Below are 18,546 nucleotides of genomic sequence, written 5' to 3' on the forward strand. Positions count from 1 at the left end.
GGCGCGATGATGCAAGCCCTGTTTTGGTCAATGCCGTTGCAACAATTGCAATGCTTGTTGTCTTAGCCACCCGCCAGCTGCTTGCGCAATTTGCGATCCCGCTTGAGATGCCATTCCCGGCTCATCGCCTGCCCGAATGTACGGAACCGTTCGACATAGACCAGTTCCCACTGCCGCCCGCGGGTACTTTTGGCCCCTTTGCCGCTGTTATGGGTTTCAAGGCGCGCCTCGACATCGGTCGACCATCCCACATAAGTCCGGGGCACCTTCACCCGCGCATTTTCACCCGGATCAAAATCCAGTTCGCGCAGCACATAGACAAAGGTGAATGACGCCATTTTCGAAATACCGAGCCTTGCGACTTGGAGATGAATTCGTTTCATGCTGTGGCGAAAACGACTGACTTCGAGAACCGGAGCACAGCGTACTTAAGTACGTGAGCACCGAAAGCGCAGAAGTCAGTCGTTTGCAGCCCGGCATGGGACGAATTAAAGGGTGGAGTTGAAGGCTCCGCCATCGAGCAAAATATTCTGCCCGACCATGAATTTCGCATGTTCGCTGCACATGAAGGCACAGGTCGCACCGAAATCAAGCGGATCGCCAAAACGCCCGGTCGGAAGACCGGCCTGGGTTTTGCTGCGCGCTTCATCAAGGCTGATCCCCTCGGCCTTTGACTTGTTGGTCATCAGCGCATTGATGCGATCGGTATCGTGCTGGCCCGGAAGCAGGTTGTTCATGATCACGCCATCTTTGGCAACCTGACGCGAGGTACCCGCGACAAAGCCGGTCAGACCAGCCCGTGCACCGTTCGAAAGACCAAGATGCGGGATCGGCGATTTGACCGAACCCGACGTGATATTAACGATACGGCCCCATTTGCGCGAAATCATGCCTGGCAGAACGGCGGTCGCCAACAGGATCGGGGTCAGCATGTTCGACTGAACAGCCGCTTCCCATTCGGCCTGCCCCCAGTCCGACCAGATGCCCGGAGGCGGGCCACCGGCATTATTGACAAGGATATCGGGCGCATCAACAGCGGCCAGAACCTTGTTACGGCCTTCCTCGGTCGTGATGTCACACGCAACCGTGGTGACATTCACGCCAAACGTATCACGGATATATTCCGCCGTTTCATTAAGCGGCCCTTCGGAACGCGCATTAAGCACAAGATCAACGCCCGCTTCGGCCAGCTTGATCGCGCAACCACGACCAAGTCCCTTGGAAGATGCACAGACAATCGCCTTGCGGCCCTTAATTCCCAGATCCAATGGATCCTCCCATTCTGGAATTCATACAATGGCAGGAATGTAGACCGGCTTTCCCTGTCGGGTCAAACGCCCTTCCACGATTTGGAAACGATTGTTCCAGTTCAATCAAACAGACCGGTTTGGGTGTATTCCGCCCGCTGTGAGGTACCGCACACACAACCCATGACGATCAAAATATCGTTGAACATTACTAAAAGTTGAGTTAGAGGAATTTTCAAGTAAATACACAGCATAAAAACAAATCATAAGCGTACCGGAACAGCGCAGTTGTCTATCCGGGACATTCGGGCAGGGCTTCACAATGAAATTCGGTTATCTCCGTGGTCTGTTGACCGCGTGGCTTGCGTTGACGGTAACTGACGGAATTCTCAATCCGGTCGCTGCTCGGGATTTATCCGCCCCCAAATGGGGACCGCATATCGACCTTGAAGGCAAGGCAGGCACAGATCGCAATCTTGGCGAAACAGACCTGTTCATTCCCCTGTCACAAGACGACGAAACACTGTTCTTCACCAATCTGCGCGCTCGCATGGATGACAATGACAGCCGCGAAGGCAACTTCGGCCTTGGCGTCCGTCATATGCTTGACAGTGGTTGGAACCTTGGCGGAATTACATATTTCGACCGCCGCAAAAGCCCCATGGGCAACATGTTCAATCAGCTCACCTTCGGCGCCGAAGCCTTGTCCATGGACTGGGACCTGCGTGCCAACGCCTATGTTCCGGTTGGTCGTACATCCCACGATGAAGATAGCCTGAGCACCGCAACTATTTCCGGTGCTTCCATCATTTTCCGCGGCGGCGAGGAACGCTCCCTTGGCGGGTTTGATGCAGAAATCGGATGGCGCGCCCCGCTTTTTGACGAGAATGCTGGTCAGCAATTGCGCCTTTATGGCGGGGGATATCGCTTTTCTGACGACCGCGCAGGCATGATTGCCGGTCCGCGTGGAAGGTTTGACCTGACCTTTGACGAGGTCCCTTTCCTTTGGCAGGGCTCGCGTCTTAGCCTTGGTGCCGAAGTGCAGCATGACGATCCGCGCGGTACGCAAAGCTTTGCAAGTTTCCGCCTTCGTATTCCGCTTCAGGTCTTTTCCGAACGCAAGACTTTGCGCCAGAACCTCAGCCCCATTGAAAAGCGCATGACCGACCCGGTGATCCGTGACATCGACGTGGTTAGTCAGTCTGGTGCATTCGGCCCGGCTGAAACCGGCGTGACTACAATGTCAGGGGGTGTAATTTCCGTAATTGATAGCGCGTCGACGACCACGGCAAACCTTGCAACAGCCGTTGCCAATGCAGGCGCAAACTCGACCGTCATCCTGCAAGGCAACTATACGGGGATGAACGGCGCCAAAATAACACTTCAATCCGGTCAAACATTGATGGGAAGCGGCACAATGGTTGTGAAATCCCCATCCGGGCGCACGGCGACCGTGACAATGGGGTCGGCCTCCATCTCGGGCACTGGCCAGGTCGCGAGTTCGGTGGCCAGCCTGATCCAGATGGCCAATAACAGTACACTGGACAACATCACCCTTAGCAATACCGCTAACGGAGGAAACGGCATCGCAACCATTCTGGTCAAAGGTGTATCGAATGTCACAATCAAAAACAGCACGTTGACCGCTTCCACAACCGGTAACTCTTCCACACCGATCTTTATTGAATCTGGCTCCAGCAACGTCACAATTACCGGTAATACATTAAGTGCTATTGGCGGCGGGTCCCAACGCGCGGCTGGCGGCGCCATGATGAACGTCGCGAGTAATGTGACATTCTCGAATAACTCGGTATCCGCATCCAACAGTACCGACCTTGTATCACTGTTTGTGAGGGACGTCACAAACCTGTCAGGTTCCGGCAATACCAGAAATGCCGGGAACTGTGTGACTTCCGGCACCAATACCGGTTCTGTCAGCTTTACCGACAACACCACCTGTCCATAAGAAAACGGGCACCAAAATTAAAAGCGCCCGGTGCGATATCCTCGCACCGGGCGCAATCATTTTCAGTCGGTAAGTGTCTTAGCCAAACACTGCGTCATGTGCGTTGACATACCTAACCGCCGCATCCGAGACCTCGGCAACACTCATACCGGGTTTATAGATCCCCGACCCAAGACCAAACCCGTCACAGCCCGCCTTGGCATAGACGCTAAAATCATCCGGCCCAACACCGCCTACCGCATAGACCGGCATGTTAGCGGGCAAAACCGCACGCATGGCCTTGATTCCCTCTGCCCCGATGATGCTGGCCGGAAAGGTTTTCAGGCCATCGGCCCCGGCCTTGATCGCGGCAAAGCATTCGGTGGGCGTCAAAACACCCGGCCATGATCCCATGCCAAGTTCCTTGGTCTTGGCGATCACTTCAATGTCGCAATTGGGCGATACGACAAATTCCCCGTTCGCTGCCTTCACATTGGCAACGTCATCCGTGGTCAAAACCGTGCCCGCCCCGATCAGCGCCGCATCCCCCACGGCGTCTTTCATCGCCGCAATGCTTTTAAGCGGTTCGGGCGAGTTCAGCGGCACCTCGATCATGGTGATCCCGGCATCAACCAGCGCACGCACCATATCGACAGCTTCGCTCGGCTTGACCCCGCGCAGGATTGCAATCAGGCGACGGTGTTTTTTTCCCGGCGTGACGGCATCCGTGATTTGTTCTGCAACATATGAAGGTGCCATGGTCCTAGATCCTCTCTGATGCGGTCTTTAAGGTATGATAGGCTTGCGTCAAACCGGCAAGGGTAATGGCGGTGCCATCCATCGGGGTGGCCTTATGACCATGGACGCCCAGGGCCGCCTGATAAAGCGATGCCAGCTTTCCTGCCCCAATAAGTGCAATTTCCTCGCCCGGCTGCAAAAGTCCCAGCACATCGGCAATCTCCGCCCCGATGACGGTGCCCGACAGCACGGCACCGCCGGGGGCAACCGCCGCCCCGTCGCGCGCAACAAGGGCGCGTGCGCGTACCGTGAAAAGACTGTGCAGGAAACTGGCCGGTTGCACCTTGGCCGCGCGCACGGCATCGGCAAAGGCCCCGTCATCCCAGCCCTCTTTGACCGAATGACGCAGGATCGAGTTTTGCGATAGAAGCGCAAAGACCTCGCCACTCATATAGGTACGGAAACCGCTGATCTCGCCGTTTGACACCCGCGCCCATTTCGAATGGGTCCCGGGCAAACAGACCCACCCGGCAAAGCCCGGATGCGCATCCATAAACCCGACCAGCTGGGTTTCCTCGCCACGCATGACATCGGCATCATCACGCTGACACAGCCCCGGCAGGATCGACACCGAAATACGAGGATCCCTCACATTTGGTTGTACTGCCCCTTGCGCAAGATCAGACGGCCGTGCCGGTACATCGCAATAGGGCGCCTCAAGCCAGCCCTGCCTGGCCCCGGCCATGCCGCATATCACCACCGGCACCGCACGTGCGCCTGATGGCAACCAAGCGTCTATCAGGCCGATCAGAACACCTTCAAATGAAAGCTTCTCGTCGCCTGCAATCGCATTCATGCCAAGCGGACTTTGGGTTTCTGCAAGGATGTTCGCGCGATCATCCAGTGCCCAGACGCGCAGATTGGATGTACCCCAGTCAACTGCGATCCAGCCCGGCACCTGTGTCGGGGTAGCCAAATGATGTGATGAAGCCGTCAACGCCCTGCCCTTTGATCTTTGTTCTCGCGATGCTGTACGGAGCGGTTTGCCTTACCCGTCAAACACCGCATCGCTGGTTTTATATCCTCATACTATTTGCAAGGAACCCGGTCAATCACAGAGCTCTCCGTAAAACATCCCAATTAATCGGAAAAATCTATCAAACATACATAAAATAACTATTTCACCTATTATTGTGCCGCTTGTTAGGGTATCCAGAGCGATGGGGAAACCCGTCACTTCGGATTTTGTGACCCGGCGCGTTGCTATCCCTGAGTTGAACATTATCTGCAACATGAAAGCTTCACGTAGAAATACTGGCGCCTTCAGAAGGGTTTTGTTTAAATCATAACCTCAGGGATACGAACCACAGGCCGATACAAGACAGCGGGTCGGGACTTGCTGTCTTGTCATCATGACCTCTGGCGCAAGGCAATACGGGTCAAGGAGCTGTTTTAAGAACATCTCAGCCATTACGGAGAGAGAGAAATGGACGGAAAACATACTGCAGGGAAATGTCCGGTTATGCATGGCGGTCAAACCGCACTGGGCACCACTGTCACCGACTGGTGGCCGAACGCACTGAATTTCGACATTCTGCATCAGCACGACACCAAGGTTAACCCGCTCGGCAAGGATTTCAACTATGCCGAAGAGCTGAAAAAACTTGATGTCGAGGCGCTTAAAAATGACCTCCGCGCCCTGATGAAAGACAGCCAGGACTGGTGGCCGGCCGACTGGGGCAGCTATGTCGGCATGTTTGCCCGCGTTGCATGGCACGCAGCAGGTTCCTACCGTCTGGCCGATGGCCGTGGTGGCGGCGGCACAGGCAACCAGCGTTTCGCACCGCTGAACTCCTGGCCCGATAACGTCAATACCGACAAGGGCCGTCGCCTTCTCTGGCCGATCAAAAAGAAATATGGCAACAAAATCTCCTGGGCCGACCTGATGATCCTTTCAGGCACCATTGCCTATGAAGTTGCCGGTCTGAAAACCTTTGGCTTTGCCTTTGGCCGTGAAGACATCTGGCACCCGGAAAAGGACATTTACTGGGGCGCTGAAAAGGAATGGCTGGCGCCAAGTGACGGTCGTTACGGCGATGTCTCCAAACCCGACACCCTTGAAAACCCGCTTTCGGCCGTTCAGATGGGCCTGATCTATGTGAACCCCGAAGGCGTCAACGGTCAGCCCGACCCGATGAAAACCGCCGCACAGGTGCGTGAAACCTTTGCCCGTATGGCAATGAATGACGAAGAAACCGCCGCCCTGACCGCCGGTGGTCACACCATCGGCAAGGCACATGGCAATGGCGATGCCGCCAACCTTAGCGCCGAACCCGAAGCCGCCGATGTCACCGCACAGGGCATGGGCTGGATGAACACCAAGGGTCGCGGCATTGGCCGTGATACGGTTGTGTCGGGCATCGAAGGTGCCTGGACCAAAAACCCGACCCAGTGGGATATGGGCTGGTTCGATCTGCTGTTCGGCTACGAGTGGGAGCTTAAGAAAAGCCCGGCTGGCGCATGGCAGTGGATGCCAATCGATATCAAGGAAGAAGACATGCCGGTTGACGTCGAAGACCCGTCAATCCGTTGCATGCCGATCATGACCGATGCCGATATGGCGATGAAGGTTGACCCGACCTACAATGCCATCTGCCAGAAATTCATCGCCGATCCGGAATATTTCTCTGACACCTTTGCCCGTGCATGGTTCAAGCTGACCCACCGTGATCTCGGTCCGAAATCCCGTTATCTCGGCCCGGACGTTCCGGCAGAAGACCTGATCTGGCAGGACCCGATCCCGACCGTTGACTATAGCCTGTCGGATGCCGAAATCGCCGATCTCAAGTCCAAGCTTCTGGCATCGGGCCTGACCAGTGCCGAGCTGATCAGCACCGCCTGGGATAGTGCGCGCACCTTCCGCGGCTCGGATATGCGTGGTGGTGCCAATGGGGCGCGCATCCGTCTGGCCCCGCAGAAGGATTGGGAAGGCAATGAGCCCGCCCGCCTTGCCAAGGTTCTCAAAACCCTTGAAGGCATTCAGGCCGGCCTTGCCAAGAAAGTCTCGCTCGCTGACCTCATCGTGCTTGGTGGGACTGCGGCGGTTGAAAAGGCCGCCAGGGATGCCGGTGTCAACATCACCGTGCCGTTCGCTCCGGGCCGTGGTGACGCCACCGACGACATGACCGATGCCGCATCGTTTGACGTGCTCGAACCGCTTGCGGATGGCTTCCGCAACTGGGTGAAGAAAGACTATGTTGTCAGCCCGGAAGAAATGATGCTCGACCGTGCCCAGCTGATGGGCCTGACCGCACCGGAAATGACCGTCCTGGTCGGTGGCATGCGTGCGCTTGACACCAACCATGGCGGCACCAGGCACGGTGTCTTCACCGATCAGGCTGGCAAGCTGACCAACGACTTCTTCGTCAATCTGACCGACATGGCCTATAGCTGGAACCCGGCGGGCGACAACCTTTACAACATCGTTGATCGCAAAACCGGCGCAACCAAATGGACCGCCACCCGCGTCGATCTGGTCTTCGGTTCCAACTCGATCCTGCGCGCCTATGCAGAGGTCTATGCCCAGGACGACAACAAAGAGAAGTTCGTTACGGACTTCGTTGCCGCCTGGACCAAGGTCATGAACGCGGATCGGTTTGATCTGGCGTGAGGCGCTAAGACGCTAATGTGATTTGGATTGGAGCTTTTGGGCTCTGAAAGAGGAACACCCCCGGTCGAGAGGCTGGGGGTGTTTTGATTTACAGCAAACAGTGGCTTCAAGTTTTTTCAGCAAAACCTTGTAGAAGGTATGCTGTCTGCTGTTTACCCAAAATCCGTTCCAAAATTTCTTGGGCGGAAAAATGGGCACTCAAATAAATTGCAGGCAACGCACGCGTAGTCAGTATTGCCATGCTCTTCATGCATGACTCAGCGCTTCTCTTCCATAGCGTGAATGCATCATGGTCAAATTTGGGAAAATGATCCAATGCACTGACCCCAGCCATATGCATCTCTGTAGCCGTGTGAGTAAATTTACATAACTCAGAATACTCTGACTTTAGCTTCGCATAATATCGCTGCCCAGTAAGGTCAGAAAACACTGGCTCCTGCTTAGCCAGATCAAAAAGTTCGTACACATTTTTGGTAGATAGGGCGGCACTGTTTGTGACACCCGCAGCAAACCTTAAGAAATTCTCTATACTACTCCTAAGGCACATATGGGCTGGTTTATATGCACCTTGGATACAACAAAAAAACCCACTCCCTATATCTGAGACAGTCTCTGAAAGATGAGAAAACTGGGCCATTTCCGCATCTATGACATGACCTTCAATAACCAGCCTGTTTTGTTTTGCAAGTTCTTGGAAACGTATCCAAAACTGCAAGAATGGCAGGTAGTTTCGATGTGACTGCTTAATGTCAGACAAAGCGACATTAGCATCACAAAGTCCAACGAGGGAAAACTCTCTCAAATATGCTATAAGAGCATCGAAATCGTCATCAACAACCCTAGACAACCTCTAACCTTCGATCAGCTTCTGAATGGTTTCATTCCAAGAAAAATGGCCTGCTTTTTTAATCTTCACCATTTTTTCCAATTCTTCGCTATTGTCGACTAAAGATTCTAGTGCATTTGCCGCCCTCTCGAACTGACTATCACTAAGGTTAGACATCTCAACGACAATCTTCCCTATAATTTCGTACCGAGACCTCTTGCCCACCCTGCTCATGTCTAAGCCAAGTGCTGCGTTAGCAAACTCCGAAATATCGTCATTTTGCGGGAACAAATCTTTATCTTGAAAAAGTCTCGGAAGAACTCCTATTAGGAAATCCTTATTCTCATTTCCAGACTGATAGGTACGTCTAATTCGGTCTTTCTGGCTATTTGAAGACAAATTATCACGAAACAGGTCTGCAACCTCTCGCAGTTGTTCAACGTCTACTTTGCGCAACAGCCAGACCAATTCATCTAGCGCCATAGATGCGCGCTTAAGCTGTAAATTATCTGTCTTAACTTTTGCCATCTTAAGATGCATCGCCCATTTTAATAAGCAAATTGCGAACCAAATTAATTAACTTCGTTCTCATTTCGAAATCGTCCATCGATAGTATAAATGGTTGACTAAGCTGTCTCTTTGCCAACTCAGCTCTTTTAGGAATATAATCTTCGAGTAAGTACCCCTTCCAATACTGATTTTGAAGAATGTTAGCTTTCGCCTGACTAAACACAACGCTATCCGGGCGCTCCACCAGAGTAAAGACCAATCCCAAACATGAGATGTTAAGATTATAGCTTTGACGCCGTCTCCCTATAATATTTCTGAGTAGATCAATCCCAATTAAAGAGAGCGGGTCTGGCTTTACCGGTATCACAAAATAATCCGAAGCAATTAATGCGCTGGTCATCCACACCGATGGAGTCGGGGGAGTGTCAACGATAACATAATCAAAATCTTTTTTCGCAAGATTATCCTCCAAAAAACGCTTAACAGCGAACTCTCTCCCCTCGCCTGTAGTCATCTCTAAGCGATATAGGTCAATATTTCCCGGCAAAAGAGAGACGGTATCCAACTCTTGCAATTGAATATCATCTAGGCGTTTTAACTTCTGCTCTTCGCTTCCACGAACTGAGCTTGCAAGTGATCTTTCAGAGGTATCAAAAAGGTCAAGAACAGTATCTGCTTCATTTTTTAACAATTCCATGTATGCCGGGCCCGAAAGCAAACACTGAGTGGCGTTAAATTGAGGATCAACGTCAACAACTGCTACTTTTTTCCCATGACTTCGAGCAAGACAATCTGCAACATTCAATGCAAGCGTTGTCTTACCAACTCCACCTTTCATATTCACAAAACAGATAGTTTTCATCAGCTCACAACTCAAAAAATAACCATAAGAAGACACTGTTTCTAAAAGACCGATTTGTCAATTTTAAATAGAACACAGATATCCGTCAAAATTTTAAATAGCCCTGTTACATCTCCGAAAAGCTAAGTTGTACTTTTAAGTCTTATCTCATTCGTTGTCGGGAACTTTCAGCCCTTACGTGCATCCATAGGGTGCACGGTTCCCTCGAAAACATCAATTAAGAGAAGGCGCAGAACAAAAGAAGGTTGCTGGTTCTAATACTGACCCAAGACTAAAACGACAAAACCCCGCCAATGGCGGGGTTTGTTCGTTTTGGTTGCGGGGGCAGGATTAGCGCTCGCTTTGCTCGCTCAGCTCCGGCCTTTGGCCTCCGCAAAGAACCTTAAGCAAACAGGCTATGGCCTGTTTGCGAGGTTCAGATCCACAGCCCCGGCGACAAATAAAAAAAGCGGCCCCGTAAGGGACCGCCTTTTTTATTGGTTGCGGGGGCACTCATTGTTGCCCAATTCTGATGATCGAGAGACAGACGCTGTCTGCACCTCTGACACAGAATTGAGACCATACATTTCCGATCCTTGTCAAGTGGTTAACGCTTATGACAAGGAGCGCGCCAATGCCCGCAGAATGGGGTCAGGCCAAGATCGAAATCCTTGCTTTGCGAGATGAAATTCTCGGCAAGATTGAGCAAGGCGTTCTGGTCCGAACAATCTACGAAGAACTTAGTGCTTCGGGACGTATCACGATGTCCCGCCGGTCGTTCTATGACCGGGTAAAACAACTGCGTTCTGGGCGTACCACACCCAAAACCCAAGTGCCTGCAAAAGCACCCGGCCAGTCCTCTGCCACCCCCACACACACCGTATCGCCAAGCAACACTCAAGCCGCCAGTTATTTGCCAACGCTCAAGGCGAAAGAACAGGCCGCGCTTGATCGCCTGTGGGGCGGAGATGACCCAGAAGACGATGCCTCCGACGAGACGGAGGCTTCGCAATGAGCTCCTGGCAATCAGACTACCTCATCCTTCACACCCGCCTGCGGCAAGCCCGCGAGAGCCAACACCTCACCCAAGCTGGGGCAGGTGAATGTATCGGCGTGTGCGAACGCACCTATCGAGATTTTGAGGCTGGCAGGACGGATTTATCTGCAGCCCTCGTGTTCCGCCTCGCCCATGTGCTGGGCATCAAAATTATCATTTCAGATGGAGTTATCGCCGATGGCGTTGATTAATCTTACCCTTCAGGGCAAGGGCGGGGTCGGCAAGTCGTTTGTCGCAAGCCTGCTCGCACAGCATTACCTCAAACGCGAAACCCCGCTTCATTGCTTTGACACCGATCCCGTCAACCAGACCTTTGCCGGATACAAGGCTTTCCCCGTCGAAACCATTCGCCTGGGTGAACGTCCCGACGAGATCAACCCGCGCTATTTCGATGCCCTGATCGAACAGATCATGACCGGCCCGGAAGACGGCGTTGTCGTGATCGATAATGGTGCTAGCACCTTCCTGCCGCTGCTTGGCTATATGGTCGAAGCCCAGGCTCTGCAGATGCTGGCCGATGCCGGTCATGAAGTTCGCCTTCATACCGTGCTAACCGGTGGGCAGGCGCTGAATGACACGATGGAGGGGCTCCATCACGTTCTGCAGAGTGTTCCCGATATTCCCGTTGTCGTTTGGCTCAATGAGTATTTCGGGCGGATCGAACGCAAGAACGCATCGGGCGAAGTCGAGAGCTTCGAGCATTCCGGACTTTATAAAAAGAACAAGAGCCGCATTCACGCGCTGGTCCGTTTGCCCGAAGTCCGCAAAGAAACCTTTGGCCACGATATCGAGCAAATGATGCGTGCCCGCCTGACCTTCGATGAAGCAGGCAGCCATGCAGACTTTCCCCTGATGTCGCGCCAGCGCCTGATGATGACCTGGCGCAGCATTGGGGCCTCCATGGAACAGGCGGTGCTGTAATGGCCAGCGTTCTTGATGAGGCTCCTCCGCCGCCCCTGACCATGGACAGCATCGAAGAGCTGCGCACCCATTTGTGGAAAGTTCATCAGGTCACCGTCGAGGACGGTGACCCGGTGCTCATGATCTACACCATCCACAAGGTCGTGCTCGACGAACATCGCCGCCTGATTGATCAGCATAACCGGACCCTGTCCGAGATCATTCAAGCACAGGCTGAAACCTTCACCAACGATGTGACCGCCGCCATTGAGGACTTCAAGAATGAAGCCCTGACCGATGCCGTGCGGGAACGTCTGTCTGCCATGCAGGAAGCCGCCCGCCTTGCCGATACGGCCCAGGACCGCTTTCGCAAGATGGTCAAGCTGATCTCCATCCTCACCGCTCTCAATCTGGTCGCCGTCGTCTTCACGCTGGGCGTCCTCACTGTTTTGACGATTTGACGACAAGGGAAACACACCATGGACAAACGCAACCTTTTCAAAATCGCAGTTATTACAGGCCTCGCCACATTGGCCATGACCGAACCGGCCTTCGCACAAGGCGCTACAGGTGGCAACTGGTGGGATCCGGTTGTCGCCTTCCTTGAACTTCTGGCCGAAGGCTTTGGCAAAATCTTCGCCATCGCGCTTGGTCTTGGCTTGGTCGTCTATGGTGGTTGGGGAGCCTTTACCGGCAGGCTGGATCCGCAGCGCGGCATCATGATGGTGATTGGCGGCATCCTGGTTACTGCCGGACCGGCCATTGCATCGGGTCTTCTGGGGGTTCTCAAATGAAAGCCGCCAGTGCTGTTCTCATTCAGGTCCAGCGCCAGATGACGCTGATCGGTTTGCCGATCTCGCTTCTGCTTGTTGCCGGTCTCGTTGGCGTTCTGGGTTTTGTCCTGCCCGTCGTGTTCGACTTTCCTGCCCTGGTTATTCCAGGCGGGATCGTGGGCTTTGTCGGTGCATGGGTCTATCTCGTCAAACATCAGCGGATCAATCCTAACTATGACCGCGACCTGCTGGTTGCCCCGATGTTTTGGGGCAGCCGCAAAGCCGAGCGCCTCCTGACCACGGGAGGGCACAAATGATCTGGGCTGACGTGATCACCACCGGTCTTGTGACTGGTATGGCAGGCGGACTGGTCGTTCCGGCTGGCCGTCGCTTGCTTCTCGGGGATATTGAACAAGACTGGCTGCAAGACGAGTTGGAGCTCGACGGGATTGATCCAGTTGATGGTGTCACCGTGCGTGGCAAGGACGGATCGCTGTCGCGTATCTGGCACCTGCAAGGGACCAGCTATGACGCCCGTATCGAGAGCGAGCAACAAACCTTGTTGCTCGGTCGCCAGTCTCTGCTGCAAGAGCTTGGCAAACGGTCAGTCACTGTTCGGTTGTTCGCAGTCAAACGCCAGCGTGAGATTACCGCTCACGCGAACTGGCCCAATAGTGTGCTTGATGAAATCGGGACTGCAGAAGCACGACAATATAAATCAAGCTATTTCATCGACTGGTATCTGATGGCGACGGCTCAGACCATGCAGCCGTTGCTGGATACCGAGGAGAAAATCCCCGCCATTCTGTCGGAGTACCGTCCAGAGCTTCTTACTCGCTCTGATGACGATCAGCCTTGTCTGCTTACCGGGTTTCTCAATGGATTGGTCAGCGGCGATTATCGCCGTGACCTTCCGGCAACCAGTCACAACTTGTCTGCAAACCTTCCGGCATCTGACCTTCATTGCGACAAGGTAACCGGCACCATCACAACCCATGTTCCGGCCCGACAGTTCCAAAAGGTCATTACCGTTACACTCTGGCCGGAAACGGTGTCGGGCCATCTGATCGGCGAGATCCTTGCCCTGCAGGGCGATATCGAGATCTGCCAGATCTGTGATCCGTGGGGCAGCGACCAGGCGATGCTGGTCAATAAGCGCCGTATGGCAGGTGAGTCTAATTCATGGTTTGGCAACCCAGCGGCAGCGGCGGAAGTATCAACGCTTCTGGATCTTCTGGCCGAAGGAAAAACAGCCCTCTTTGCCACGCAGTTTCAGATCATTCCACGCGCCGAAACCGAGGAAAAACTCAATACCCTGATCCGCGAGATCACAGAAATCCTTGGCAACAAACGGATCGGCTATGCCGTTCAAACCAAGGGCGCACCGGTTTGCTGGTTTAATCGCTTGCCTGTCGTTTCCAAACGCAAGATCAGATTGCCTGGTAGTCAGTTTATGGCCCCGCTGGATCTGCGCGATCAGAACATCGCGGCCCTTTGGGCTTTGCCCCATTCCGCAACCGGCATGTTGGCCAGCCAGTTCGGCCCGGCACCAGTGCGCTGGTTTAAAACACCAACCGGGCAGTCCTATGCATTCCAGTTTCAGGTGGTCAACAAACCGTTCTCGCTTGGAAACTTTCTAGTCTTTGCACCCTCCGGGGTCGGTAAATCCACCCTGATCATGCATCTCATGGGCGGTCTTGCGAAGTTTGAGAATGTGCGGTCCTACATCTTTGATTCCAAAGAAGGCACGCGCTTCATGGTCGAAGCCATGGGCGGTCTTTACCAAGCCTATGACGGACTATCGCTCAATCCTCTGGATGTTGGTGACGACACGCCAAAGAACCGCGAACGTGTCTATGCGATCCTCAAGTCACTTGCCGGAATAGATCTCGAAGACGGTGACATCGATGCGCTTAATCATGCCGTCGATCTGGCATTCCAGATTGAACCGCCTCATCGCACATTGAATGCCATCTATCCCTTTGCCTTTGCCCGTCGCTCTGCGCTTCGTCGCGCCTTTGCGCAGTGGGTGACGGATGATAAGGGCAATACAGGCCTTCGGAGCCACATCTTCAACGCACCGCATGACAGCCTCGGCGGCCTTCTGAACCAGTCGCACATGGTTGGCATCAATATGAACGAGGCGCTGGCCGACCCGGCTCTCGGCGGGCCAGTGGTTGGTCATATCTCAGAGGCGATCAGTAAATCGGTTGCCGGACGCAATGGCGGCTTTGTCATCTTCATTGATGAGGCGGCCAAGTTACTTTCCAACCCCGGCTTCCGGGATCTCGGTGCTGAGATGTATCGCGAATACCGCAAGCTTGGCGGTGCAGTTGGCATGGCGTTTCAGGATCCGGCGGGCCTTGGCAAAACCGGGGCCGCTGAAGCGATCATCGAAAACACCGCCACCATGATCTTCTTCCCGAACTCCAAGGTCACGGAAGAAAGCCTCAAACCGTTCAATCTCAATGAAGAGCAAAAGCTGTTTGTCCAGGGCCGCACCCGATCTCGCAAGAAGAATGATCGGCGGGTGCTGATCATCAAGCGCGACGAGGCCAGCGGATTTGAGGAAAGCGCCATTCTCGATGTCGATCTGACACCGCTTGGCGATGCTGCACGGTTTTACCGTTCCGGGCCGGATGCCAATAACGATCTGGCCACCATTCAACGCAAATGGGGGGACGCATGGCCAAGCCATCTGTAAGCAACTGCGATCACCCGGACATGATCAAACAATCCCTTTTAATGATGGCTGTAACCAGCCTCGTTGGTGCTGTCGGCCTGATTGCGATGATGCATTGGCCGCTCGCAACCAGTGTTGTCCTGATCGTCATGCTTGTTCTTCTTCTGGCAGGAGATCGATCATGAACAAGCGTCTTCGTTCTGTCGCTCTTGCTTTCGGGATTGTTCTGGCAACCCCGGCAATTGCCTACGCCACCTATCCGGTGATCGATGTGTCCGCCATTGCCAAACTGGGCGAGCAGCTCAGCAAAATGCAAAAGCAGATTGATCAGCTCAAGCAACATACCGAATGGCTGACCAAACTGAGCGCTCAGGCTCAGGGCACGATTGATGCCATCGGGGCCATGGGGCAGATCACCCTGCCCGTGCTGAACATGCAGAAGCTCACCAACCGGATCATGCGCGACATTCAATGTCTGACGCCGGATCTGTCCGGTTTGATGCCAGGCATGAACCTTGATGATCTCGACTTCTTTAGCATCTGCGAGGGTCGCAGCATCTATCGCAAGTCGCTTTGGTTTGATCCGAACGATCCTTCGACCTGGACTTTCCCGGAAGGCAGCGAGTTTGCCGGTAGCAACAATGGTTCAGGTTCCGGCAGCGGTGTCTGGTCCAATCCGGATCACCCGGTCAACAAAGCCAAATGGCAGGCCCAGCAGCAAGCCCGCGCCATGGTCGAAGCCAGACGTGAAGAACTGGCCAAAGATGCCGTTACAACCGGATTGGCCCAGAGCGATCTGACCGTTCAAAGTGCAAAAGAAATTCAGCAGGCTATTGAAGAGCTTGAAGCTGGCACCAACGGTGCGGCGGATATGAAGCGTCTTCTGATGGCTATTGCCAAATGGATGGCGATGTCAAACCGCCAGCAGGTTCAGCAACAGCAGTTGATGGCGCAACTGGTCAAAATCCAGTCGACTATGTTGCTACAATACCTGCCGCCCCAGCAGCGTGAAGGTGGGGAGGACGCAGAATGATCGTCCAGAAATTACAAATCCCCGCCCGTGTACCAAGGATAGTGACCAAAGGTCTTTTTGATCTTCCGTGCTCGCTTGATGCGAATTGGGTCTCCGTCGAACAGTATTGCCTCCGTAACGTGAGAGCCGGTTATCGGAACGGCATTTTTCTTGTCCGTCCTTGCATCGCCTTTTTTGGATTTTGGGGCTCTTACATTCTCACCCTTGAGATCCGCACCGTTCTTAATTTTTCCAAGGCCGTAGAGCAAAAGCACAACGAGAAATATGACCGGAACAAACGGGTAAAGATGTCCGACATAAATGCCTCCGGTAAAAATCGATGCTGCAATGAATATCCGCAGGGGAGTTTTTTTGTTCCATGCGTTCGTTATGAAAATGCTGAGAAAAAGAAGCCCTGTTATGCAGACGCCGTAAAGGACGAACTCAATCATCGTATTCACTCTCTACTGATGTGTTTCGGCGAATATTGCGTTGTCCCGCTTCACGTCATTTTTCGTGCGCCAATCAGGAAGATCGCGACACGAATGCGTGAAAACATTGCGCTGCTCCATTACCCAGCACGACGCACCGGCTTTCCATTCGTTCCAGGCAAAGGCTTTGTCCTTGTAGGTTACAGCACGATAGACGTGTTTCCAAACCTCATAGACACGATGCAGATCGTGTCCACGTTTGATCAACTCTCCTTCTGGATGCTTCGCGAGGCTCTCAAGAATTTCCTCACGCGAGCCAGAAACGAGAGCTTTGTTCGCTTCATACGCGGGCATCACAAGATCCCATTCAGCGACAGCTTCTGCGCGGTCGTAACTTGTCCAAAGAGACACCGCGTACTCCCAGTCCAAGTAGTCAGACTTCTGGGAATAAATCTGCGCGCTAGCAGTTCCCCCAAGAACCAAAAGGAATACGGCGATGAATGACTACGACATCACTTGCCTGACATGCGACGTAGTGACGGAATATGTCGATCTGGCAAACAGTTTCACCCAGAACCTGAGCACCGTGCTGCTCGAACCCATGTGGTTCATCTATCTCTCCGTCGTTGGTCTATGGATCGTCATTCATGGCGGCAAGATGATCATGGGCAAGGGCGATCTGGTTGGATTCGCTCATGAATTCGCGTTCATCATTATAGCCGGTCTGCTGCTCGGCGGGCAAGGGCCCACTCTCGTAAATTCCATCTATCAGATGGCTTTATCAACGATGGGCAGTGCTGCTGGCGTCGTTCTGTCTGCCGGTATGGAAGGTGGCATTGCCAGCGCAAAAATCCCAAGCGAAGCCTCTGCTCTGGGCGGCATGGCACAACTGGTTTACGTCGCCGAACGTGGCTTGATGAGTGTACTCCGCATCGCCTTTGAAATCTGGGCGTCGATCTCGCTCGGCAATCTGATGGCCGGGGTCTACGGCGTCCTGCTCGCCCTGCCTTACATCATCCTGATCATTGTCTATTTCAGCCAGGTTGTTGTCAGCATCTTCCGCGTGATGATGTTTTCAGCCCTTTCTCCGATCCTGATGCTTGCCGTCGGGTTTGGCTGGGGACGCGGCATGGCAATCACGGGGGTCAGAACCGTCTTTGCCGCCTTCATGGTGCTATTTGGCTCAACGCTGGCACTTGCCCTGTGTCTTTACGGTGCTGCCGCGCTTGAAATCCATAATACCGAAAATGTGCGCGAGATTACCTCGATCAATAATCCCGCGCTTTGGGTCGCTATCGTGCTTGGCTGGATGGGCACAGCCTTCATGGCTGAGGCCACCGGCATGGCCAACTCGATTGCCGGATCCCAACTCACCAATCAGGCCGCTGCCGTCATTACAGCTGGCATGACCGCAACAGGCCTCTCTCTTGCGAAGGCTGCGAAAAAACATGCACCTGGTGGCGCTTCTGCAGCCCTCGATGCCGTTCTCTATGGAGCAGGAGCCGCCCGCAATCCGGTTGGAGCTGCAGGCGCGGCAAAAGACAGTCTCTTTGCTGCCAAGAATGCTGTCATGGAACGCCTCAAGACACCGACCTTTGATCGGGGAGGCAAGTCATGAACCGGCTCAAGAAATTCCTGCGTGATGTGTTCCTCATCATCGCCGTTTTTCCCCTCATCGCACTCTGGCTGCTTGTTCTGATCGGCATGTTTTCGCCCGAAAGCCTGATCGTCTTCGTCATGGCTCTCCGCGAAGTCGATGCAGACCAGTTGGCCGGTTTGATGCGCAGTGCCGTTCACATCTGGATCGGCCTCTCCATCGTCCTTGCCCTTGCCAGACTTGTTATTGGCTTGGGCGCGTCATCCTCACCAACTGCCACCAACCAGAAAGGATCGCTGCCATGCGCCTGATCCCC

At 53.8% G+C, this 18,546-nt stretch carries 22 protein-coding genes; 13 read left to right on the plus strand and 9 right to left on the minus strand.

Features of this window, described 5'->3' with window-relative positions; translation table 11 throughout:
• Nucleotides 1-62 precede the first annotated feature (62 nt).
• Nucleotides 63-338 carry a GIY-YIG nuclease family protein gene (locus tag ACTU44_RS16275; RefSeq protein ID WP_114098446.1) on the minus strand — a complete coding sequence of 92 codons (276 nt, stop codon included), beginning with the start codon at nt 336-338 and terminating at the stop codon, nt 63-65.
• A gap of 150 nt (nt 339-488) precedes the next feature.
• Complete coding sequence (locus ACTU44_RS16280; protein ID WP_336082428.1) at nt 489-1,268, minus strand: SDR family oxidoreductase; 780 nt, start codon at nt 1,266-1,268, stop codon at nt 489-491.
• A gap of 301 nt (nt 1,269-1,569) precedes the next feature.
• Between ACTU44_RS16280 and ACTU44_RS16285 the strand changes: the two genes are divergently transcribed.
• Nucleotides 1,570-3,213, plus strand: a complete 1,644-nt coding sequence (locus tag ACTU44_RS16285) for an inverse autotransporter beta domain-containing protein (RefSeq protein WP_462095935.1) — start codon at nt 1,570-1,572, stop codon at nt 3,211-3,213.
• A gap of 78 nt (nt 3,214-3,291) precedes the next feature.
• Here ACTU44_RS16285 and ACTU44_RS16290 read toward each other — a convergent pair whose 3' ends face one another.
• Together ACTU44_RS16290 and ACTU44_RS16295 are read right to left on the minus strand one after the other, a co-directional pair.
• Entirely contained in the window at nt 3,292-3,951 is a 660-nt protein-coding gene (locus ACTU44_RS16290) for a 2-dehydro-3-deoxy-6-phosphogalactonate aldolase (protein ID WP_462095936.1), read from the minus strand.
• A gap of 4 nt (nt 3,952-3,955) precedes the next feature.
• A complete protein-coding gene (locus ACTU44_RS16295) occupies nt 3,956-4,927 on the minus strand; it encodes a 2-dehydro-3-deoxygalactonokinase (protein WP_462095937.1) in 972 nt (323 codons plus the stop codon).
• 489 nt (nt 4,928-5,416) lie between these two features.
• Between ACTU44_RS16295 and katG the strand changes: the two genes are divergently transcribed.
• Nucleotides 5,417-7,600, plus strand: a complete 2,184-nt coding sequence (gene katG, locus ACTU44_RS16300; RefSeq protein WP_462095938.1) for a catalase/peroxidase HPI — start codon at nt 5,417-5,419, stop codon at nt 7,598-7,600.
• 106 nt (nt 7,601-7,706) lie between these two features.
• Here katG and ACTU44_RS16305 read toward each other — a convergent pair whose 3' ends face one another.
• From ACTU44_RS16305 to ACTU44_RS16315, 3 genes are read right to left on the minus strand one after another with little or no spacing between them, the layout of a single operon-like run.
• Nucleotides 7,707-8,447 carry a hypothetical protein gene (locus ACTU44_RS16305; RefSeq protein ID WP_462095939.1) on the minus strand — a complete coding sequence of 247 codons (741 nt, stop codon included), beginning with the start codon at nt 8,445-8,447 and terminating at the stop codon, nt 7,707-7,709.
• A gap of 3 nt (nt 8,448-8,450) precedes the next feature.
• A complete protein-coding gene (locus ACTU44_RS16310) occupies nt 8,451-8,954 on the minus strand; it encodes a hypothetical protein (RefSeq protein WP_462095940.1) in 504 nt (167 codons plus the stop codon).
• Between the two features lies 1 nt (nt 8,955).
• A complete protein-coding gene (locus ACTU44_RS16315) occupies nt 8,956-9,798 on the minus strand; it encodes a ParA family protein (protein ID WP_462095941.1) in 843 nt (280 codons plus the stop codon).
• A 613-nt stretch (nt 9,799-10,411) separates the two neighbouring features.
• On the opposite strand from ACTU44_RS16315, the gene ACTU44_RS16320 reads away from it, so the two are divergent.
• From ACTU44_RS16320 to ACTU44_RS16360, 9 genes are read left to right on the plus strand one after another with little or no spacing between them, the layout of a single operon-like run.
• The gene (locus tag ACTU44_RS16320) at nt 10,412-10,792 is read left to right on the plus strand and encodes a hypothetical protein (RefSeq protein WP_462095942.1); all 381 of its coding nucleotides are present in this window, start codon (nt 10,412-10,414) and stop codon (nt 10,790-10,792) included.
• Nucleotides 10,789-11,025 (plus strand): helix-turn-helix transcriptional regulator, encoded by a 237-nt coding sequence (locus ACTU44_RS16325; RefSeq protein WP_462095943.1) that lies wholly within the window; start codon nt 10,789-10,791, stop codon nt 11,023-11,025. The genes ACTU44_RS16320 and ACTU44_RS16325 overlap by 4 nt, the downstream gene beginning before the upstream one ends.
• Nucleotides 11,012-11,755, plus strand: coding sequence for a P-loop NTPase family protein (locus ACTU44_RS16330; protein ID WP_462095944.1), 744 nt, complete (start codon nt 11,012-11,014; stop codon nt 11,753-11,755). The genes ACTU44_RS16325 and ACTU44_RS16330 overlap by 14 nt, the downstream gene beginning before the upstream one ends.
• Nucleotides 11,755-12,195: a hypothetical protein gene (locus ACTU44_RS16335; protein WP_462095945.1), complete on the plus strand. Its 441-nt coding sequence runs from the start codon at nt 11,755-11,757 to the stop codon at nt 12,193-12,195. The genes ACTU44_RS16330 and ACTU44_RS16335 overlap by 1 nt, the downstream gene beginning before the upstream one ends.
• Before the next feature lie 18 nt (nt 12,196-12,213).
• Nucleotides 12,214-12,528: a TrbC/VirB2 family protein gene (locus ACTU44_RS16340; protein WP_462095946.1), complete on the plus strand. Its 315-nt coding sequence runs from the start codon at nt 12,214-12,216 to the stop codon at nt 12,526-12,528.
• Nucleotides 12,525-12,824 carry a hypothetical protein gene (locus ACTU44_RS16345; protein ID WP_462095947.1) on the plus strand — a complete coding sequence of 100 codons (300 nt, stop codon included), beginning with the start codon at nt 12,525-12,527 and terminating at the stop codon, nt 12,822-12,824. Before ACTU44_RS16340 ends, ACTU44_RS16345 begins: the two co-directional genes overlap by 4 nt.
• Nucleotides 12,821-15,211, plus strand: a complete 2,391-nt coding sequence (locus ACTU44_RS16350; RefSeq protein WP_462095948.1) for a VirB4 family type IV secretion system protein — start codon at nt 12,821-12,823, stop codon at nt 15,209-15,211. The genes ACTU44_RS16345 and ACTU44_RS16350 overlap by 4 nt, the downstream gene beginning before the upstream one ends.
• Nucleotides 15,193-15,375 (plus strand): hypothetical protein, encoded by a 183-nt coding sequence (locus tag ACTU44_RS16355; protein ID WP_462095949.1) that lies wholly within the window; start codon nt 15,193-15,195, stop codon nt 15,373-15,375. The genes ACTU44_RS16350 and ACTU44_RS16355 overlap by 19 nt, the downstream gene beginning before the upstream one ends.
• A complete protein-coding gene (locus ACTU44_RS16360) occupies nt 15,372-16,223 on the plus strand; it encodes a hypothetical protein (RefSeq protein ID WP_462095950.1) in 852 nt (283 codons plus the stop codon). The genes ACTU44_RS16355 and ACTU44_RS16360 overlap by 4 nt, the downstream gene beginning before the upstream one ends.
• A gap of 11 nt (nt 16,224-16,234) precedes the next feature.
• Here ACTU44_RS16360 and ACTU44_RS16365 read toward each other — a convergent pair whose 3' ends face one another.
• Complete coding sequence (locus ACTU44_RS16365; RefSeq protein WP_462095951.1) at nt 16,235-16,654, minus strand: hypothetical protein; 420 nt, start codon at nt 16,652-16,654, stop codon at nt 16,235-16,237.
• Between the two features lie 12 nt (nt 16,655-16,666).
• Nucleotides 16,667-17,044: a hypothetical protein gene (locus ACTU44_RS16370; RefSeq protein ID WP_462095952.1), complete on the minus strand. Its 378-nt coding sequence runs from the start codon at nt 17,042-17,044 to the stop codon at nt 16,667-16,669.
• 85 nt (nt 17,045-17,129) lie between these two features.
• On the opposite strand from ACTU44_RS16370, the gene ACTU44_RS16375 reads away from it, so the two are divergent.
• Complete coding sequence (locus ACTU44_RS16375) at nt 17,130-18,251, plus strand: hypothetical protein (protein WP_462095953.1); 1,122 nt, start codon at nt 17,130-17,132, stop codon at nt 18,249-18,251.
• Nucleotides 18,248-18,541 carry a hypothetical protein gene (locus ACTU44_RS16380; protein ID WP_462095954.1) on the plus strand — a complete coding sequence of 98 codons (294 nt, stop codon included), beginning with the start codon at nt 18,248-18,250 and terminating at the stop codon, nt 18,539-18,541. Before ACTU44_RS16375 ends, ACTU44_RS16380 begins: the two co-directional genes overlap by 4 nt.
• Nucleotides 18,542-18,546: the final 5 nt, after the last annotated feature.

This window comes from Thalassospira sp. SM2505, from assembly GCF_054901115.1.